Below are 17461 nucleotides of genomic sequence, written 5' to 3'. Positions count from 1 at the left end.
AATCAGCCGATGCCTGGTCTTCCCTGCGCCCTCGATGACGTGAGGGCTTCGCTGCACAAAGCTCGGGCGCCTGACGCGTCGCGACAACGCAACTCCGTGGGACTCGACACCCAATCGGGTGGAACTGGTGCGAACCGGCCCTTTCAATTATCGCATGTTAATTCGAGCGATCGTCGCACAATGCCGCGCTGGTTGTTCTCTGGCATAAGTTCGCGTGAACGGACGTTTCCAGTCCAAAGACTAATTAGTTCGCCAGTGTTCGGGCGGCACGGATAGCAAACCATTAATGTAGGGTTGGTATCGTGCATACAGTCCACGCAACGAGAACCAGAAAATGCGACACCTGACTGTCTATCAGCGTCTCGCGGCGATCATCGCCGTGATGTCGATCGCACTGTTCGCCGTCTCCGCCATGCAGATCCTGATGCTGCGCGGAACCGTTCTCGAGGAGCGGCAGACCATGGTCCGCAACCTCGTCGAGTCCGCCGTCAAGGTGCTGAGCTATTATGACGCCGCGGCGACCGCCGGCAAGGTCGCGCCGGAGCAGGCGCGGCAGCAGGCCTACGCCGCGATCGGCGCAATGCGCTGGGGCCAGTACAACGACTATCTCGGCGTCTACGGAACCGGATCGTCGGATGCGGGCGTGACCTATGTCCATGCCAACCCGAAATACATCAACGTCAACCGCTGGGACTTCAAGGATTCCACCGGCAAGCTCCTGATCCAGGACATCGTGCGCACGGCGCGCGCCGGCGGCGGCTTCGTCGAGTACAAGGTGCCGCGCGCCGGGGGGACGACCGAGCTGCCGAAGATGTCCTACGTCGGCGCCTATGGCAGCGGCGACAAGATGCTGGCGATCCAGGCCGGCGTGTATGTCGACGACATCGACGCAGTCGTCTATCAGCGTGCGATGTGGGCCGGCTTCGGCGCGCTTGCCGGTCTGCTGGTCGCCGCGGTCGTCGCCTTCTGGCTCGGACGCAGCGTCGTCGTTCCGCTCGACCGCACCTGCGTCGTGATGGACGAGCTGACCAAGGGCAATCTGGGCCTCGAGGTGCCGTTCACCGATCGCAGGAACGAGATCGGCCGCATGGCGCGCAGCCTGCAGATCTTCAAGGACCATCTCGCCGAGAGCGAGCGCCTCCGGGCCGAGCAGGAGCAGTCCAAGCAGCAGGCCGCCGAGGAGCGCCGCACGGTGCTGGTGCGGATCGCCGACGAGTTCGAGCGCTCGATCGGCGGCGTGATCCAGACCACCGCGACCGCCGCCGGCGAGCTGCAGACCTCCGCGCAATCGATGTCGAGCATCGTCGCCGGCACCACCGACCAGAGCGCGAAGGTGGCCGCGGCCGCCGAGCAGACCGCCAAGAACGTGCAGACGGTGTCGGCCTCCGCCGAGCAGTTGTCGTCATCGATCCAGGAGATCGCCAAGCAGGTCACGCAGTCGTCGTCGATCGCCCAGAACGCGGTCGGGCAGGCGACGCGGACGGAGGCGATGGTAGACAGGCTGGTCCACGCGTCGCAGAAGATCGGCGAGGTGATGGCGCTGATCCAGACCATCGCGGGGCAGACAAACCTGCTGGCGCTGAACGCCACCATCGAATCGGCGCGTGCCGGCGAGGCCGGCAAGGGCTTCGCGGTCGTCGCCAACGAGGTCAAGGCGCTGTCGGCGCAGACCGCCAAGGCGACCGAGGAGATCACCAGCCAGATCGAAGCCATCCGCGACGCCACCGGCTCGACGGTCAACGCCATCCGTGAGATCGGCGCGACCATCGGCCAGATGAACGAGATCACCGACGCGATCGCAGCCGCGGTCGAGGAGCAGGGCGCTGCGACCAAGGAAATCGCCCGCAGCGTGCAGCAGGCGGCGCAGGGCACGCAGGGGGTCATGCAGCACATTGTCGGCGTGCGCGAGGCGTCCGGCCAGGTCGGCGCCGCGGCGGCACAGGTGTTGAGTGCGGCCTCGCAGCTCGGCAGCCAGTCGGATCAGCTCAAGACCCAGACCGGGCGATTCCTCGGCAACGTCCGCGCGGCGTGATGTCGGCGGCGGATGGTGACAGCTCACCCTCCGCCGATCTCCACGAGACGGTCGAGCAGCGCGGCCTGCGCCGGATTGATCCGGACCCTCGCCTCGGCGAGGTCGAACCAGGCGGCGCGGTCCACCTCGGGAAAGCGCTGGATACGGCCGCTGCGCGGCGGCCATTCGAGCTCGAACGCGTTGCTGGTGATGCTGCCGGCATCGAGGTCGGTCTCGGCGGCGAACGCCTCGACCACCTTGCCGCCGCGCTGTTTGATCTCGCCGAGCGGAACGAGCGGCGCCGTCAGCGTCGTGCCGAGCTCTTCGGCGAATTCGCGCCGCGCCACCGCCTCGGCCGCCTCGCCGGCGCCGAACTCGCCCTTCGGGATCGACCAGGCGCCGAGATCCTTGTTGCGCCAGAACGGGCCGCCGGGATGCACCAGCAGCACCTCGAGTCCATCGGCGGTGCGGCGAAAGGCGAGCACGCCCGCGCTGCGCGCCGGCATGCCGCTACGCCTCGCCGGTGCGCTGGATGAGGTCGCGCTCCCAGCCGAACACCGAACGGCCGTCGAGCTCGGGCGAGGCGGCGCGCTCTGTCGCGATGTAGGCCTTGAGCGAGGGGCCGGTCGCGCTGCGCTCCAGCCGGCGGGCCTGGTCGTCGAGCCGCTTCAGCGCCGACAGCGCCTCGTCGCGGCCGAGCTTGGCGTTGCCGACGGCCGATTTGAGCACGCGGATGGTCTCGTCATAGACCTTGATCGGCACCGGATAGGGATGCCGGTCCTTGCCGCCATGCGCCAGCGAGAACCGTGCCGGGTCGCTGAATCGATACGGCGCGCCATGCACGACCTCGGCGACCATGGCGAGCGAGCGCACGGTGCGGGCGCCGACGCCCGGCGTCAGCAGCAGGTCGGGGAAGTCGACCGGGCCGCGCTCGGCAGCAGCCGCCAGCGTGCCGTGGAGGCGGCGGGCGAATACGTCCTTCGGCCTGACGTCGTGATGCGCCGGCATGACCAGATGCGGCAGCAGGCCCTGGGCGGGCTCCGGCGTGCTCAGCCGTTCGAACTCCGTGACGACGCGGTCGGGGCCGAGCTCGGTGAGCAGCTCGAGCTGGGCGTCGCGCGACGGCGCGGCGCGCTTGTCGGTGAGGTTGACGATCTCGCCCTGGACGGGACCATCGATGGCGCTGTGCGGCGCGTCGACGAAGCTCGCAAGCTGCTGCGAATGCCAATGGTAGCGCCGGGCCTGGCGCGCGTCGCCATTCATGCCCTGCTGCACCACGGTCCATTTGCCGTCCGATGTGACGAAGAAGCCGTGCAGATAGAGGTCGAAGCCGTCCTGCACCGCGGCGCTGTCGACCTTGGCGACGAGCTTGCTGGTCCGGACCAGCTCCTCGCCGTCGAGGCCGAGCCGGTCGCTGAGCAGGCGCAGCTCGTCGGGCGTCTTGCGCGAATGCTCACCGCGGCCGCCGCAGACGTAGATGCCGAGCTCGCCGGACAGCGGCTTCAGCCCGCGCTTCAGCGCGCCGATCACGCTCGTGGTGATGCCGGAGGAATGCCAGTCCATGCCCATGACGGCGCCGAACGACTGGAACCAGAACGGATGCGACATCCGCGCCAGGAATTCGTCGCGGCCGTAATGATGCACGATCGCCTGGGTGATGATGGCGCCGAGCGAGGCCATGCGCGTGCCGAGCCAGGCCGGGACGCGTCCGGAATGGAGCGGAAGATCGGCGCTGCCGGTGCGTCGGGCCATCGGAACCTTGCAAGCGAAGTGTGTCGTGCCAATCTAACAGATAGCGCGCGATTGCGCGATCGCCCCCGATGAAAGGCGGGCTGTGGCGCTATCCGGTTTGCCCGAGATGGCCGATCCAGTTGCTGAACAGCGTCTGGGCGGCGCTTTCTGCGGCGAGATCGGGCCGCAGCGTCAATCCAGGGAGCTCGGCCGCCAGCGTCGGGTCGCGCCTTTCCTTGGCCCGCCACTCGAACGCGTTGAGCACCGCCTCGGTCTCGGCGCTGAAATAGGATTTCGGCAGCCGCGGGTAGTCGTCGCGCTGCCCGGCGAGAAAGCGCGCGATGTCACGCATGTATTCGCGCTGCAGGGAGAGCGCATCATACTCGGGATGGCCCTGGAAGAACACGAACCGGCTCGGCATCGAGCGCGCGAAAATGTCGACGCCGACTTCGTCCGAGCGGGTCAGGATGTCGTAGCCGCGCTCCGCCAGCAGCGGCTCGTTGACGGCGTTGAGGCGGGAGTGCGGCACCTGAAGCGGCAAATGGATGCCGTGCGTGAGCCAGTCGTCCTGGACCTTCACGCAGTCGAAGATGCCGGAGCATTTGCTCGCCAGCCGCTGCCGCTCGATGTCGTCCAGGTGCAGCACGGCCGCGTGGGCCGCGAGACACGACCAGATGGTCGAGCGCGTGTTGGTTCTGGCCCAGTCGATCACGGAGGTGAGGTCCGACCAATAAGGTTCGTCGCGCAATGTCGCGGCGACAGGCTCCGCGCCGGTCACGATCAGGCCGTCGATGCCGAGCCGATCGAGCGACCCGATGTCCGCGTAGGACTGGGCGACGTGGCTCCTGGCCGCTTGCGAGCGCAAGATGGAGGGCAGCGAGAAGCAGTGCAGGCGGATGCGGACGTGCCGCGGCGCGCACTGCTGCAGCAGGCGGGCGATCTGGAGATCGGTCGCCTTCAGGGCGCTGTCCGGCATGTTGTTGACGAGGCCGATCGAAAGCTCGATCGGGCGCCCTCCGCGGTCGTCGAACTCGGCGGGCGCGAGGGCAGGGCTCGCGATCCTGCGATGTCGGTCGAACAGCAGGGTCATCGGCTGATCGCTCTACTCCGCCGCATCCAACTGACGCGGACGAGGGCAGGCCTGGGCGAGAGCCTGGTCGAGATCCTCGATGATGTCGCTGACATGCTCGATGCCGATCGACAGCCGGATCGTCTCGGGAAGGACGCCCGCCTTGCGCTGGTCGTCCGGCGGCATCTGCCGATGTGTGGTCGATGCGGGATGGCAGGCCAGCGACTTCGCATCGCCGATATTGACCAGCCGCGTGACGAGCTTCAGGGCGTCGTAGAACGCCTTGCCCGCCTCCATGCCGCCCTTGATCCCGAACGTGAACAGCGACGACGCCCGGCCGTCGAGATATTTCTGGACCAGGGGGTAATAGCGGCTGTCGGCGAAGCCGGCGTAGTTGACCCACGCCACGCGCGGATCGTTGCGCAGGAATTCGGCGACCTTGCGTGCATTCTCGACGTGGCGCTCCATGCGCAGCGCGACCGTCTCGATGCCCTGCAGCAGCAGGAAGGCATTGAACGGCGACAGCACCGCACCCATGGTCCGCTGATAGACGCTGCGCGCGCGCTGGATGTAGGCGCTGCGGCCGAAATGATCGGTGTAGACCATCCCGTGATAGGACGCGTCGGGCTGGGTGAAGGCGGGAAAACGGTCGGCATGATCCTTCCAGGGGAAGTTGCCGCTGTCGACCAGCATGCCGCCCAGCGTCGTGCCATGACCGCCGAGAAACTTGGTCAGCGAATGCACCGCGATGTCGGCGCCGTAATCGAACGGCCGCAGCAGGATCGGTGTTGCGACGGTGTTGTCGACGATCAGCGGCACGCCGTTGCGATGCGCAACCTTCGCCAGCGCCTCGATGTCGCAGACATTACCGGCAGGATTGCCGATCGTCTCGGCGAACACGGCCTTGGTGTTTTCGTCGATGAGACGCTCGATGGCATCGGGCGCATCGCTTTCGGCAAAGCGCCCGGTGATGCCCTGGCGCGGCAGGATGTGCCCGAGCAGCGTGTACGTGGTGCCATAGAGCTGCGGCACCGAGACGATGTTGCCGCCGCTGTCGGCCAGATTGACGAATGCGAAGTGAAGCGCGGCCTGCCCGGTGCCGACGGCGAGCGCGCCGACGCCGCCCTCAAGCTCGGTGACGCGCTTCTCGAGCACCGCCGTGGTCGGATTGGAGATACGGCTGTAGCGGTAGCCCTCGGCTTCGAGATTGAACAGCGCGGCGCCGTGATCGGCGCTGTCGAAGGCGTAGGCGGCGGTCTGATAGATCGGAACCGCCACGGCCTTGGTGGTCGCCTCCGGTTCATAGCCGGCGTGGATTGCAATCGTCTCATTGCGCATCGGCGATCTCCACTCCCGCATCCGTCCACAATGCAGGTTGCACGTATTCCGCGAGGGGTGTCGTTGTAGGAGCGCAGGCGTAAAGCGGGCAATAATTCGCGACAAGAACGACGAAATAACCCTAACGATGTGTGGCCGATAAGCTTCGAATTAGCGTGCGGTTGGGACCGGGAGGAGGGACCGAATTTGCTGTCCGACCAGATCCAGTGCTGCTTTGGCCTGCGGCAGGATCGCGCCAAGCGCGTGAAAATTGTGGACCATGCCGTTGTGACAGACATGCGCGACCGTGACACCAGCTTCCGCGAGCCGTGCCGCGTAGGCATTGCCCTCGTCACGCATCGCGTCGAATTCCGCGGTGTGGATCACGGCGGGGGGAAGCCCAGCCAGCGTCTCACGGCACAACGGCGATATCAGTGGATTGGCGACATCGACCTCGCCAACCAGATAGTCGGCGAGGTCGGCCTGCCAGGTCGCCCTGTCGATCAGGTGGCCGGTCCCGAACAGCTCGCGCGACGGCCAGAAATTGGAGAAATCGAGCACCGGACAGATCAGGCACTGCAGCGCGATCCTGAGATCGGTGCTGCCGACGGCCTGCTGACAAACGGCGGCGGCGAGCGTGGCGCCCGCGGAATCGCCGCCGATCACAATCCGACCGCCGTCGATGCCGAGCGCGGCCGCGCGATCGATGGCGAAGTGAACCGCCGCGATCGCATCCTCGATCGCTGCGGGGAACTTGTGCTCAGGCGCGAGGCGGTAGTCGATCGAGAGCAGCCGGCAGCCGGAGGCGGCGGCAAGCGCGGCGGCGACCTTGTCGTGCGTGTCGATGCTGCCTGCCACGAGACCGCCGCCGTGAAAGTAGACGAAGCCGGGGAGGGGCGCCCCAGTATCATCCGGGCCTGCTGCAGGCGTATACAGGCGATAACGAAGCAGCCCGGAGGGCCCGGAGAAATTGCCGTCCCGCGTGATGACGGCACCGCAGTCGTTGCGGGCGAATTGCATCAGCTTGGCGAGCGACTGCCGCCGCTGCGCGGGGCCCGGACGCTCCTGGCTTTCCGGCACAGCGGCAGCCACCATCGAAAGCAGGCGCTGGGCGCGAGGGTCGAGCGGCATGACAGCTCCAATTAACCAAGGCATCGGGCATTGTGCCCATCAGCAGTGAATCGATCGTGAGCAGCAGGTCGCGACAGGGAAATCCTTAAAATGTTCACGCCAGAAGTGCAGACACGATCGATGCCGAACGGGAGCGCCGCCATGACCCACATCGTCAAGCCTGTCAGCTACTCGCAGACCTGGACCTTCTTCGACGGCGAATGGCGCGAGGGCAATGCGCCGATCATGGGCGTCCGGACCCACGCGACATGGCTCGCGTCGACCGTGTTCGACGGGGCACGCGCATTCGAAGGCGTGACGCCAGATCTCGATCGCCACTGCGCGCGCGTGAATCAGTCCGCGATCAATTTCCGGCTCAAGCCGGTTGTGGACGTCGAGACCTGGATGGGGTTGGCGCGGGAGGGGATCGCGCGGTTCGGAGCGAGAGCCGAGCTCTACATCCGCCCGATGTACTGGGCGCAGCATGGCGCCGGCGGCGGTGTCCTGTTCGATCCCGAGACCACCAATTGGTGCCTTTGCATCTATGAAGCGCCGATGCCGCAGCCGACGGGCAACGCCATCACGCTGTCGCCGTTCCGGCGGCCGACCGCCGAGTGCGCGCCGGTCGATGCCAAGGCGGCCTGCCTCTATCCGAACAATTCGCGCGCGCTGATCGAGGCGGCCTCGCGCGGCTTCAACAATTGCCTGATGCTCGATCTGCTCGGCAACGTCGCCGAGTTCGGCAATGCCAACGTGTTCATGGTCAAGGACGGCGTGGTGTTCACGCCGGTGCCGAACGGCACGTTTCTCAACGGGATCACCCGCCAGCGCGTGGCCGAGCTGCTGCGAGCCGACGGCGTCAGCGTGGTCGAGACCACGCTGCGCTATGCGGACTTCCTGGCCGCCGACGAGATCTTCTCGTCGGGCAATTTCGCCAAGGTCGCACCGGTCATTCGCATCGATGACCGGGCCCTGCCGATCGGTCCGGTGTTCAGCCGTGCGCGACGGCTGTATTGGGACTATGCGCATGAGGTCAGGGCAGCCGCCTGAGCTAGGGGCCGTACAGCGGCAGCTCGGTGTCGCTGAGATCGCCGAGGCGCGGCGGCTGCGGTCCCTTGATGTACTTCCGGCCGCGCCGCTCGGTGTAGATGCCGACGAGACCGTCAATCGGCCCGTTAGCGTCGATGATGACAGAAACGGCGGCGCGACGCAGCAGCAGGCGGCCGACGGTACCGGCGCAGGAAACGTAGTCGGAGATGCTGCGGCAGTAGATCAGCTGCATCGCAGGCAATGCGAAGCGTCCCTGCCGGATGCGGACCTTCTGCAGCACCAGCGGAACGGGGCCCGCCGTCGATCGCACCACCACGCTGAGGCAGCCATGGCGCGCGTGGCGTATCAGCAATTCGGCCTCATCCGACGGAACGCCATCCACGGTGCGGGCGTCTGCCCTGACCTTCTCAACCGTCGAACTGAGGCCAGCCAGCGACAGCGCGGGCATCGAAAAGAACAGGCCGCTGCAATAGGCGCGAAATCCTTGCGCCTCAATGATCGGCCAGGTCTGCCTTGCGGCGCTGATATTGACGTAAGTGACCTCCGGCCGACGCTGCGCGATTCTCGTCAGCATCGTCGCGTAGTTGCGAAAGGCAGGTTCGACATACCAGCTCGACAGATTGCACCAGATCTGCGGCTCCGCAGGCGTGCCGCGATCGCTGTAGATAGCGAGCAGGACGCCGACCGCATTGCCGTCTTGCTCGAGCAGATAGCCGTAGCGTGGATAGCCGTCGGGCGTCGGGCGCGCGGCTTGCCGCTGCAGGCCGCTCGACCAATAGCCGCGGGGCCGCCGGGGGAAGCCGCGTGTCAAGAGATCGGTGATCGCGTCCAGATCGGAGTCTCCGATCTCGCGGCACCGGATCGGCGGCTTGGGCGCGCCCATGAGATGTTCTGCCGATCCCTCGACGGCGGCTTCGTGGCGTCAGCCGACGGTGCTTGCCTGGCGCTCGAACTGCAGCGCTTCCCGTACGCGCGACGGCCAGCGCGTCGGATCGATGCCGTGGGTGTGGAATAGCGCGACCGCGAGGCGATCCATGCCGAAGGCCACGCAACCGGTGTGCGCCGGTGCACGATCGGCGTCGACGATGCCCCAGGTGGTGCCGAAATGCTCGCGGTGATAGTTGAAGCTCATGCAGGCGGTCGGCTGCTCTTCCGAGCGCAGCGGCACCAGCAGCTCGAATTTCAACGCCTGCTGCTTCTGGCTGACCGCCTTCATCTGGCCGACGCGGCCGAAGAACGGGTCGCTGGCGTGATCGACCCGGAACGACAGGCCGAGATCGCGGGCGATCGCCTGCGCCTTCACCATCCAGCGGTCACGGAATGCCGAGACGTCGTCGGGCGTGCCGATGCAGACATATTCGCGCATCCGGAACGACTGCAGGCGGTCGAGATGACGCGACGGCTCGCGGCGGAAGCAATCGGCCGCGACGTCGAAGCGCAGGCCGCCGACCGGCAGGGCGCCGCGGCTCGCCGCGATCGGATAGACCGGATAGCAGGCCGCGGGGGACAGCACGAGGTCGGCTGGTGACAATGAGGTGGTCCAGTCGCCGCCCTTGTCGAAACGTGCCACGGCCTCGTGGATGTCCCGCTCGGTGCCGTGCAAGCCGCAGACGCAGCCCAGCAGGTTGGGAAAGCTCTTGAGATAGCCCGACTTCTCGAGCTGGGCGCGACTCATGACCGGTGGGAAGCGCATGACCTCCGTGCCGGGCTCGCGATGCCGCGTGATGAGCGTCGCGAGCCGCTCCACCACGCCTTCATACAGCGCGGTCCGCGCATAGACGCCATCCGCGCCCATGCGATGGAACAGCGCGCCGGTCAGATGATCGAGCGCGTCGGCCGGCTGGGGCGCAATCTCGGGCGACTGCGGGAGAACGGGAATCGTCATTCTGCAAATCCTGAGTGGAGGCAATGGCTGCGATCGGCGTGATCATTCATGGAGCGAGGTCGGTACCGTGCTCATCAAGTTGGCCGTGGCAATGCTTGTGAGAATACGGTCGTTGTTGATCATGATCGGCGCCGACAGAACGTCGCGCAGGTGGCGGCCGATCGAGAACTCGCCGTCGTTGCGATAACCCGAGAGGCCGCAGGCGCGCATGGCATGCATCACGGTCTCGACGGCAAGTTCAGAGGCCTGAACCTTCAACAGCGTGATCGAGGATTGGAAGTCGAGCGAGCTCAGCGCCCGCTCGTCATATTCGTGGGCGACGAAGGCATCCATGTTGGTGACGATCATTGCGCGCAGCCGGGCCAGCGCCATCTTCGCCGCGGTGTAATGCGCAGCTGCCGGCGGCATCTGTCCGCCGGCGCCGCGTGCGGCCTTGCGCAGGAAGCGCTGGGCGCGCTCCACGGCAGCCGCAGCGATGCCGGCCCAGGCCGACGACCAGCACAGATGTGCGAACGGCGTCATCGTCTGGCCGTGGATGCGATCATAGGATTCGGTGAACATGCGGTCGGAGGGACAGCTCACCTCGAGCGCGAATCCGGTCGAGCAGGTGCCGCGCATGCCCAGCGTTTCCCAGTCGAGCGTGCGCGCGATCGTGTAGTCGTCCCTCGTCAGCGCCAGCAGCACCTGATCGGACGCGGCAGCGCCATCGGCCCGGCGGGCGATCGTGACGAGGCCATCGGCTTCAGCGCCATAGGAAATGACCGTGGCATCGCGGTTGAGCGTGATTCGCTCGCCCTCGTGGCCGACTGCCGCGGCGCTCGCGCGGATATTTCCGCCGTTCTGGCCTTCGGTGGTGGAGGAGGCCATCAGCAGCTGCTCGGCGGCGATCCGGCGCATCAGCGATTCCATATAGGGATTGCCGCGGCCGTGACGAACCAGGCAGGCGACCTTGGTCTGGTGCATGGCGAAGATCATGGCGCTGGAGGCGCAGGCGCGGCCGAGCACATAGCAGACGTCGGCAATGTCGTGGATCGAGGCGCCGAAGCCACCGAACTCGACGGGTATCTGCATCCCGAGCAGCTTGTGCTCGCGTGCCGCATCGATCGCGGCCTTCGGGAAGCGGCCGTCACGGTCGACCTCTTCGGCTTCCGCCGCGGCCTGTGTCGCAACAGCGGCGGTCCGCTGGACGAATAAGGAGCTGCGATCGAGCAGGAGGCTGTCGCCGTCGTCGGGGATCGGGTTGCGAAGCGCGGTTCCCTGGAGAGTCATGGTCGATCGATACTCCGGATCTTGTCTCTTTGAGAGAGCGGCACGCCCATCCGCGTAGCAGGCCGATGCGCTGCGCCTTCTTTGGGCTGCAACGCAGGGTATGGATTTGATTCAAATGCGTCGACGAAATTCAGGGTAAACGCCGCGCAATCGACGGGTGGGGGTTAATTTCCGGTTGGTTCGATCCGAGAATTTTGGACCAAGCCGTTAGCGTTAAGACGAGTTCAGACTGGAATGGGGATGCGGCGTAACTCTTTCGACGCCGAATTGCGTTATCTCCCCTGCGCGTGCGTCGATCAGATCCGACGCGCCGGAACAAGTCGCGAGTGAAGAGGACCCCATGCCGAGTTTCGATGTCGATGTCAGTCGCAGGATCGTGGCGCTCGTGCGTGATATCCTCGCGCAGAATTCTACGGCCGCCGACGTGGCGGCGGATGCCAAGCTCGTCGATGTCGGGCTGACCTCGATGGACATGGTCAACCTGATGCTGGCGATCGAGGCGGAGTTCGATTTCACCATTCCGCAAGAGCTGATCACGCCGGAGAACTTCCAGTCGGTCGCAACGCTGGAGCGGCTGGTGAGCGGTCAGTTGGCGGCAGCGAAGGCCGCCTGACCCAGTTGCCATGCCCCGCGGATCACCGCGTCGCTGTTTTCAATTCGCCGCAAAGCTGGCATTCTCGTCTCCGCTGGAGATGGGGACGTCATGACGAAGGCTGTGCTTGGCATTATCGGCGGCTCGGGCATCTATGATCTGCCGGGATTGGAAGATGCGCGCGAAGAGGTGATCGCGAGTCCCTGGGGTGAGCCGTCGGCGCCGGTACGCCGGGGGACGATCGCGGGCCTGCCGATCGTGTTCCTTCCGCGCCATGACAAGGGACACCGACTGTCCCCGTCCGACATCAATTACCGCGCCAATATCGACGTGCTGAAGCGTGCGGGCGTCACCGACCTGGTGTCGCTGTCGGCCTGCGGCTCGTTCAAGGAAGAGCTCCCGCCGGGCACCTTCGTGCTGGTCGATCAGTTCGTCGATCGCACCTACAAGCGCGAGAGCTCGTTCTTCGGCAGGGGGTGTGTCGCCCACGTCTCGATGGCGCATCCGGTTTCACCGCGGTTGCGGATTCATCTCGCGGCTGCGGCCGAGGCCGAGGGCATCGCGATCGCGCGCGGCGGCACCTATGTCTGCATGGAGGGGCCGCAATTCTCGACCTATGCCGAAAGCATGACCTACAAGGCGTCAGGCTATTCGGTCATCGGCATGACCAACATGCCGGAGGCGAAGCTCGCCCGCGAGGCCGAGATCTGCTACGCGACGGTCGCGATGGTGACCGACTTCGACTGCTGGCATCCGGATCACGACGCCGTCACCGTGCAGGATATCATTCGCGTGCTCACCACCAACGCCGACAAGGCGAAATCGCTGGTGGCGCGGCTCGCCCAGGAGTTTCCGCGCGAGCATGAACCGTGCCCGATCGGCTCCGACCGAGCGCTCGACACCGCCTTGATCACTGCGCCGGAGGCGCGCGATCCCGAGCTTCTGAAGAAGCTCGATGCGATCGCAGGCCGTATCTTGCGTGGTTGAGGGGAGATCGAACATGAAGGTGGACGGCAGGCACTATCGCAGCATCTGGCTCGACTCCGACGGCTGGTCGGTCTGCGCGATCGATCAACGCCGATTGCCGCACGAGTTCGTGGTGGCGAAGATCACGACATGCGAGGAGGCGGCGGACGCGATCCGCGGCATGCTGGTCCGCGGTGCGCCGCTGATCGGCGCCACCGCCGCGTTCGGCATGGCGCTGGCGATGCGCGACGACCGCTCCGATCCTGGCATCGACCGCGCCTACGAGATGCTGATCGCGACGCGGCCGACGGCGATCAACCTGAAATGGGCGCTCGACACGATGAGCACGATGCTGCGCCGGCTGGCACCGTCGGAGCGGCGCGATGCGGCCTATTCGCGCGCCGTCGACATTGCCGGCGAGGACGTCACGATCAACCAGGGCATCGCCGCGCACGGTTTCGCGCTGATCGAGGCGGCCGCGGCGCGCAAGAAGCCGGGCGAAGTCGTGAACGTGCTGACCCACTGCAATGCCGGCTGGCTTGCGACCGTCGATTGGGGCACGGCGACCGCGCCGATCTATCTTGCGCACGATCGCGGCATTCCGATCCATGTCTGGGTCGACGAGACACGGCCGCGCAATCAAGGCGCCTCGCTGACCGCTTGGGAACTCGGGCATCACGGCGTGGCGCATACCGTCATCCCGGATAACACCGGCGGCCATCTCATGCAGCATGGGATGGTCGATCTCGCCATCGTCGGCACCGACCGCGTCGCCGCCAATGGCGACGTCTGCAACAAGATCGGCACCTATCTCAAGGCACTGGCCGCGCACGACAATGGCGTGCCGTTCTATGTCGCGCTGCCGTCGCCGACGATCGACTTCGCCGTCGCCGAAGGACGGCAGATCCCGATCGAGCAGCGCAGCGCCCAGGAAGTGACAGAGATGACCGGCCGCACCGCCGACGGTCGCATCGAGACCGTGCGCATCGTTCCGCCGGGCTCGCCAGTCGCGAACTACGGCTTCGACGTCACCCCGGCACGGCTGGTGACGGGGTTGATCACGGAGCGCGGCGTGCTGCAGGCTGACGGAGCGGCGCTGGCGGCCGCATTTCCCGAGCGGGCGAAACAAACGAACTATTGAGATCCTCGTCATTGCGAGCGCAGCGACGTGTCCGCCGAAGCCCAAAGGGCGAAGGCGGAAGCAATCCAGAATCCCGCGAAGCCTCCGGCTCGCTTCGGCGCAAAAGCGCCGCGCAATGACGATCAGCGCAGGCGCAGTCCCGTCGCGGCTTCCAGCTCCGTAATCGCCTGCGATGCGCTCACGACCTTGATCGTCGTCATGCCCATCTCGCGCGCCGGCTTCAGGTTGACGCCGAGATCGTCGAGGTAGACGCAGTCCGCGGGGCTGACGCCGAGCGTCTCGGTCATCATCCGGTAGATCCGCGGATCGGGCTTGCGCAGGCCGATCTTGGCGGATTCGATCACGTGATCGAACAGCGCCATCACCTCCGCAACGTAGAACGAGCGGCCGCCCTGGCTGCCGATTGCGTTCGCTGGCAGATTGTTGGTGATGCAGCCGGTCTTGCACTCCGCCTTGATGCGGCGGAGCGCCTCGACCATGCCGGGCCGGAGATCGCCGGCGAGCAGCGGCAGCACCTCGCGCCCGCTGACCGCTGCGCCGCCGAGCGCCAGCGACTCCTCCGCAAACAGCCGGTCGAAAGTGTCGAGGTCGATCTCGGCGCGCTCGAATTTCGCCCAGGCGTTCTCGAGATGATTGGCAGCATTGGTGTTGCGGATGATGTCGACGGGATAGCCGCGCTCCTTCTCGAACCGCGCGAAGGCCTCGAACGGCGATGTCGTCATGACGCCACCGAAATCAAAGATCACCGCCTCGACCATGTCAGTCCCATCCTCGTTCGATCCCCGGATGATCGCTAGCATGGGACGCCGCACTTGGCGATATCGGCCGCAGCCGCTATTGCTGCCGCGATGAAGCCGTCTCACGCAATCATTGCAGCCGCCGTCCTGCTGGCGCCATCGCCAATCCTTGCCATCGTCGGCAACGCGCCGGCGCTGAATGACGGCATCGGCCGCTCCGTGGTCACGATCGTCGGCTCGCGCGGCAATTTTTGCAGCGGCGCACTGATTGCCCCGAAACTCGTGCTGACCGCCGGACATTGCGTGCAGCCGGGGCTCGATTACCGCATCGTGGAATACGATCGTGACCGCAAGCCGGTTCTCAAGACGGTCCGACGGGTGGCGGTGCATCCGAGCTTCAGCGTGCAGGCCATCGTGGCGCATCGCGCCACCGCCGATGTCGCGCTGCTGGAATTGGAGGTGCCCGTGAAAGAGCGCGTGCCAGCGGCGCTTGGCGTGCCGCAGCCGCCGCTTGCCGCCGGCAACGCGTTCACGGTCGCAGGGATCGGTGTCGCTGTCCCAGGCGACGGAAAGAGCGGCGGCATGGTGCGCGGGGCGGCGTTGGTTGCGACGGGCAAACCGGGCACGCTGCAGATCCGGCTCGTCGATCCGGCGACGCAAGGCGTGCGGCCCGGATTGGGCGGCTGCACCGGCGACTCCGGCGGGCCTGCTTTCGAGACGCAGCCGCAAGGTCAGGTGCTGATCGGCGTCATCTCATGGTCGACCGGACCGAATCTCGGCGACGGCTGCGGCGGCATGACCGGCGTCACGCCGCTCACGCTATATCGCGATTGGGTCGCACAGACCGCGCGGCAATGGGGCATGCCGCTCAGCGGAAATTGAGATCGTTCAGGGCTGGGTTGCGGCTCGCGGTCGCGGGTTGACCATCGTCGTGATCGGGTTCAGCCTGTCGCGCGAGGAAACAACATCAAGACCAAAGCCCAGGGACTCCCATGAACGTCATCGCGCCCATCCGGGAGGCCGCGTCCTCTCACGCGACCGAACATTTCGACGTGCTCATCGTCGGAGCCGGCATTTCCGGTGTCGGCAGCGCCTATCAGTTGGCCAAGCAGATGCCTGACAAGCGCTTCGTGATCCTGGAGAGCCAGGACAGCTTCGGCGGCACCTGGCGGACGCACCGCTATCCCGGCATCCGATCCGACAGTGACCTGCATACGTTCGGCTACAGCTTCAAGCCATGGGTCGGGCCGCCGATCGCGACTGCGGAAGAAATCCTCAACTACATGGGCGACGTGATCGAGGAGAACGACCTCGGCCGCCACATTCGCTATGGCCACCGCATCCTGTCCGCGAACTGGTCGAGCGCGACCAATCTCTGGACGGTTCATGCGGTGAAGGGCAGGGATCAGCAGCCCGTCACCTTTACAACGAATTTTCTCTGGATGTGCCAGGGCTACTACCGACACTCCAAGGGCTACACGCCGGAGTGGCCGGACATGGTGAAGTTCAAGGGCCGCATCGTCCATCCGCAGCTGTGGCCCGAGGATCTCGATCTCACGGGCAAGCAGGTCGTGGTGATCGGCTCCGGTGCGACGGCCGCGACCATCCTGCCCTCGATCGCCGGCCAATGCGCGCATGTGACGATGCTGCAGCGGTCGCCGACCTACTTCCGCGTCGGTCGCAATGCGATCGAGCTGGCCGAGGAGCTGCGGAGACTGCAGGTGAAGGAGGAATGGATCCATGAGATCGTCAGGCGCAAGATCCTGTTCGAACAGGATTGGTTCACCAAGCGCTGCCTGACCGAGCCCGACCAGGTGAAGAAGGAGCTGATCGGCCAGATCAGCGCCATCCTCGGACCCGACTACACCGCCAAGCACTTCACCCCGAGCTACCGTCCGTGGCGGCAGCGTATCGCCTTCGTGCCGGATGCCGACCTGTTCGAGGGCATCAAGAGCGGCAAGGCCTCGGTCGTGACCGACGAGATCGAGCGGTTCACCGAGACAGGCATCAAGCTCAAGTCTGGCGACGAGCTGCACGCCGACATCGTCGTCACCGCGACCGGCTTCGATCTCTGCGTGCTCGGCGACATCGCGTTTACGATCGACGGCAAGCCGCTCGACTTCGCTGACACCGTGACCTATCGCGGCATGATGTTCACCGGCGTGCCGAACCTGGCCTGGGTGTTCGGCTATTTCCGCGCCAGTTGGACGTTGCGCACGGACCTTGTCGCGGATTTCGTGTGCCGCCTGCTCGCGCACATGAAAGAAAAAGGTGTGAGCAAGGTCGTGCCGGCGCTGCGCCCGGAGGATCACAACATGCCGCTGCTGCCATGGATCGACCCGGAGAACTTCAACCCCGGCTACATGATGCGCAACATGCATCTGCTGCCTAAGCGCGGCGACAAGCCGGAGTGGCAGCACAGCCAGGACTACTGGAGCGAGAAGGATCAGATCCCGGCGATCGATCTGGATGATCCGGCGTTCGTGTACGGGTGAGCTGTTAACGGCCGGTGTGCCGCTCCAAAGACGGCGTCGTCCCCGCGAAAGCGGGGATCCATAGGTGTGCTGGGCACAACGTCAACTT

16 protein-coding genes are annotated in these 17461 nt (G+C 65.8%); 7 read left to right on the top strand and 9 right to left on the bottom strand.

The genetic code is table 11. The annotated features are described in order from the left end of the window. Nucleotides 1-334 precede the first annotated feature (334 nt). Nucleotides 335-2032 (top strand): methyl-accepting chemotaxis protein, encoded by a 1698-nt coding sequence (locus QX126_RS13090; protein WP_315740622.1) that lies wholly within the window; start codon nt 335-337, stop codon nt 2030-2032. A gap of 23 nt (nt 2033-2055) precedes the next feature. Here the strand turns inward: QX126_RS13090 and QX126_RS13085 are convergent, their stop codons facing one another. The 5 genes from QX126_RS13085 to QX126_RS13065 form a co-directional block, all read right to left on the bottom strand. After that, complete coding sequence (locus QX126_RS13085; RefSeq protein ID WP_315781412.1) at nt 2056-2517, bottom strand: NUDIX domain-containing protein; 462 nt, start codon at nt 2515-2517, stop codon at nt 2056-2058. Between the two features lie 4 nt (nt 2518-2521). Beyond that, complete coding sequence (locus QX126_RS13080) at nt 2522-3763, bottom strand: DUF763 domain-containing protein (RefSeq protein ID WP_315781409.1); 1242 nt, start codon at nt 3761-3763, stop codon at nt 2522-2524. A gap of 88 nt (nt 3764-3851) precedes the next feature. After that, nucleotides 3852-4832: a homoserine O-succinyltransferase gene (locus tag QX126_RS13075; RefSeq protein WP_315781407.1), complete on the bottom strand. Its 981-nt coding sequence runs from the start codon at nt 4830-4832 to the stop codon at nt 3852-3854. A gap of 12 nt (nt 4833-4844) precedes the next feature. Then, nucleotides 4845-6149, bottom strand: coding sequence for an O-acetylhomoserine aminocarboxypropyltransferase/cysteine synthase family protein (locus tag QX126_RS13070; RefSeq protein WP_315781404.1), 1305 nt, complete (start codon nt 6147-6149; stop codon nt 4845-4847). Nucleotides 6150-6299: 150 nt separating this feature from the next. Continuing rightward, nucleotides 6300-7259 (bottom strand): alpha/beta hydrolase, encoded by a 960-nt coding sequence (locus tag QX126_RS13065; protein WP_315781401.1) that lies wholly within the window; start codon nt 7257-7259, stop codon nt 6300-6302. Nucleotides 7260-7400: 141 nt separating this feature from the next. On the opposite strand from QX126_RS13065, the gene QX126_RS13060 reads away from it, so the two are divergent. Then, the gene (locus QX126_RS13060; RefSeq protein WP_315778511.1) at nt 7401-8288 is read left to right on the top strand and encodes a branched-chain amino acid aminotransferase; all 888 of its coding nucleotides are present in this window, start codon (nt 7401-7403) and stop codon (nt 8286-8288) included. A gap of 1 nt (nt 8289) precedes the next feature. Here QX126_RS13060 and QX126_RS13055 read toward each other — a convergent pair whose 3' ends face one another. From QX126_RS13055 to QX126_RS13045, 3 genes are read right to left on the bottom strand one after another with little or no spacing between them, the layout of a single operon-like run. After that, nucleotides 8290-9171 carry an acyl-CoA acyltransferase gene (locus QX126_RS13055; RefSeq protein WP_315781398.1) on the bottom strand — a complete coding sequence of 294 codons (882 nt, stop codon included), beginning with the start codon at nt 9169-9171 and terminating at the stop codon, nt 8290-8292. Nucleotides 9172-9210: 39 nt separating this feature from the next. Beyond that, the gene (locus QX126_RS13050; RefSeq protein ID WP_315781395.1) at nt 9211-10173 is read right to left on the bottom strand and encodes an amino acid--[acyl-carrier-protein] ligase; all 963 of its coding nucleotides are present in this window, start codon (nt 10171-10173) and stop codon (nt 9211-9213) included. Nucleotides 10174-10215: 42 nt separating this feature from the next. Beyond that, nucleotides 10216-11442, bottom strand: a complete 1227-nt coding sequence (locus QX126_RS13045; RefSeq protein ID WP_315781392.1) for an acyl-CoA dehydrogenase family protein — start codon at nt 11440-11442, stop codon at nt 10216-10218. Nucleotides 11443-11782: 340 nt separating this feature from the next. Between QX126_RS13045 and QX126_RS13040 the strand changes: the two genes are divergently transcribed. The 3 genes from QX126_RS13040 (at nt 11783) to mtnA (ending at nt 14141) form a co-directional block, all read left to right on the top strand. Beyond that, nucleotides 11783-12055 (top strand): phosphopantetheine-binding protein, encoded by a 273-nt coding sequence (locus QX126_RS13040; protein ID WP_315740612.1) that lies wholly within the window; start codon nt 11783-11785, stop codon nt 12053-12055. A gap of 90 nt (nt 12056-12145) precedes the next feature. Next, on the top strand, nt 12146-13021 hold the full coding sequence (locus QX126_RS13035; protein ID WP_315778504.1) for an S-methyl-5'-thioadenosine phosphorylase: 876 nt from the start codon (nt 12146-12148) through the stop codon (nt 13019-13021). 13 nt (nt 13022-13034) lie between these two features. Next, nucleotides 13035-14141, top strand: coding sequence for an S-methyl-5-thioribose-1-phosphate isomerase (gene mtnA / locus QX126_RS13030; RefSeq protein ID WP_315778503.1), 1107 nt, complete (start codon nt 13035-13037; stop codon nt 14139-14141). Between the two features lie 122 nt (nt 14142-14263). Here mtnA and QX126_RS13025 read toward each other — a convergent pair whose 3' ends face one another. Continuing rightward, the gene (locus QX126_RS13025; protein ID WP_315781390.1) at nt 14264-14899 is read right to left on the bottom strand and encodes an HAD-IA family hydrolase; all 636 of its coding nucleotides are present in this window, start codon (nt 14897-14899) and stop codon (nt 14264-14266) included. Nucleotides 14900-14989: 90 nt separating this feature from the next. Here QX126_RS13025 and QX126_RS13020 point away from each other — a divergent pair, with 90 nt between their 5' ends. Both QX126_RS13020 and QX126_RS13015 read left to right on the top strand, forming a co-directional pair. Beyond that, nucleotides 14990-15760 (top strand): S1 family peptidase, encoded by a 771-nt coding sequence (locus QX126_RS13020; RefSeq protein WP_316227616.1) that lies wholly within the window; start codon nt 14990-14992, stop codon nt 15758-15760. 110 nt (nt 15761-15870) lie between these two features. Beyond that, on the top strand, nt 15871-17373 hold the full coding sequence (locus tag QX126_RS13015; protein ID WP_315778499.1) for an NAD(P)/FAD-dependent oxidoreductase: 1503 nt from the start codon (nt 15871-15873) through the stop codon (nt 17371-17373). Nucleotides 17374-17461 lie beyond the last annotated feature (88 nt).

This window comes from Bradyrhizobium sp. SZCCHNPS1003, assembly GCF_032381555.1.
In the GTDB taxonomy this organism is placed as follows: Bacteria; Pseudomonadota; Alphaproteobacteria; order Rhizobiales; family Xanthobacteraceae; genus Bradyrhizobium.
Note: the sequence above shows the minus strand (reverse complement) of the source record. Positions and strands in the feature narration are given on the sequence as shown.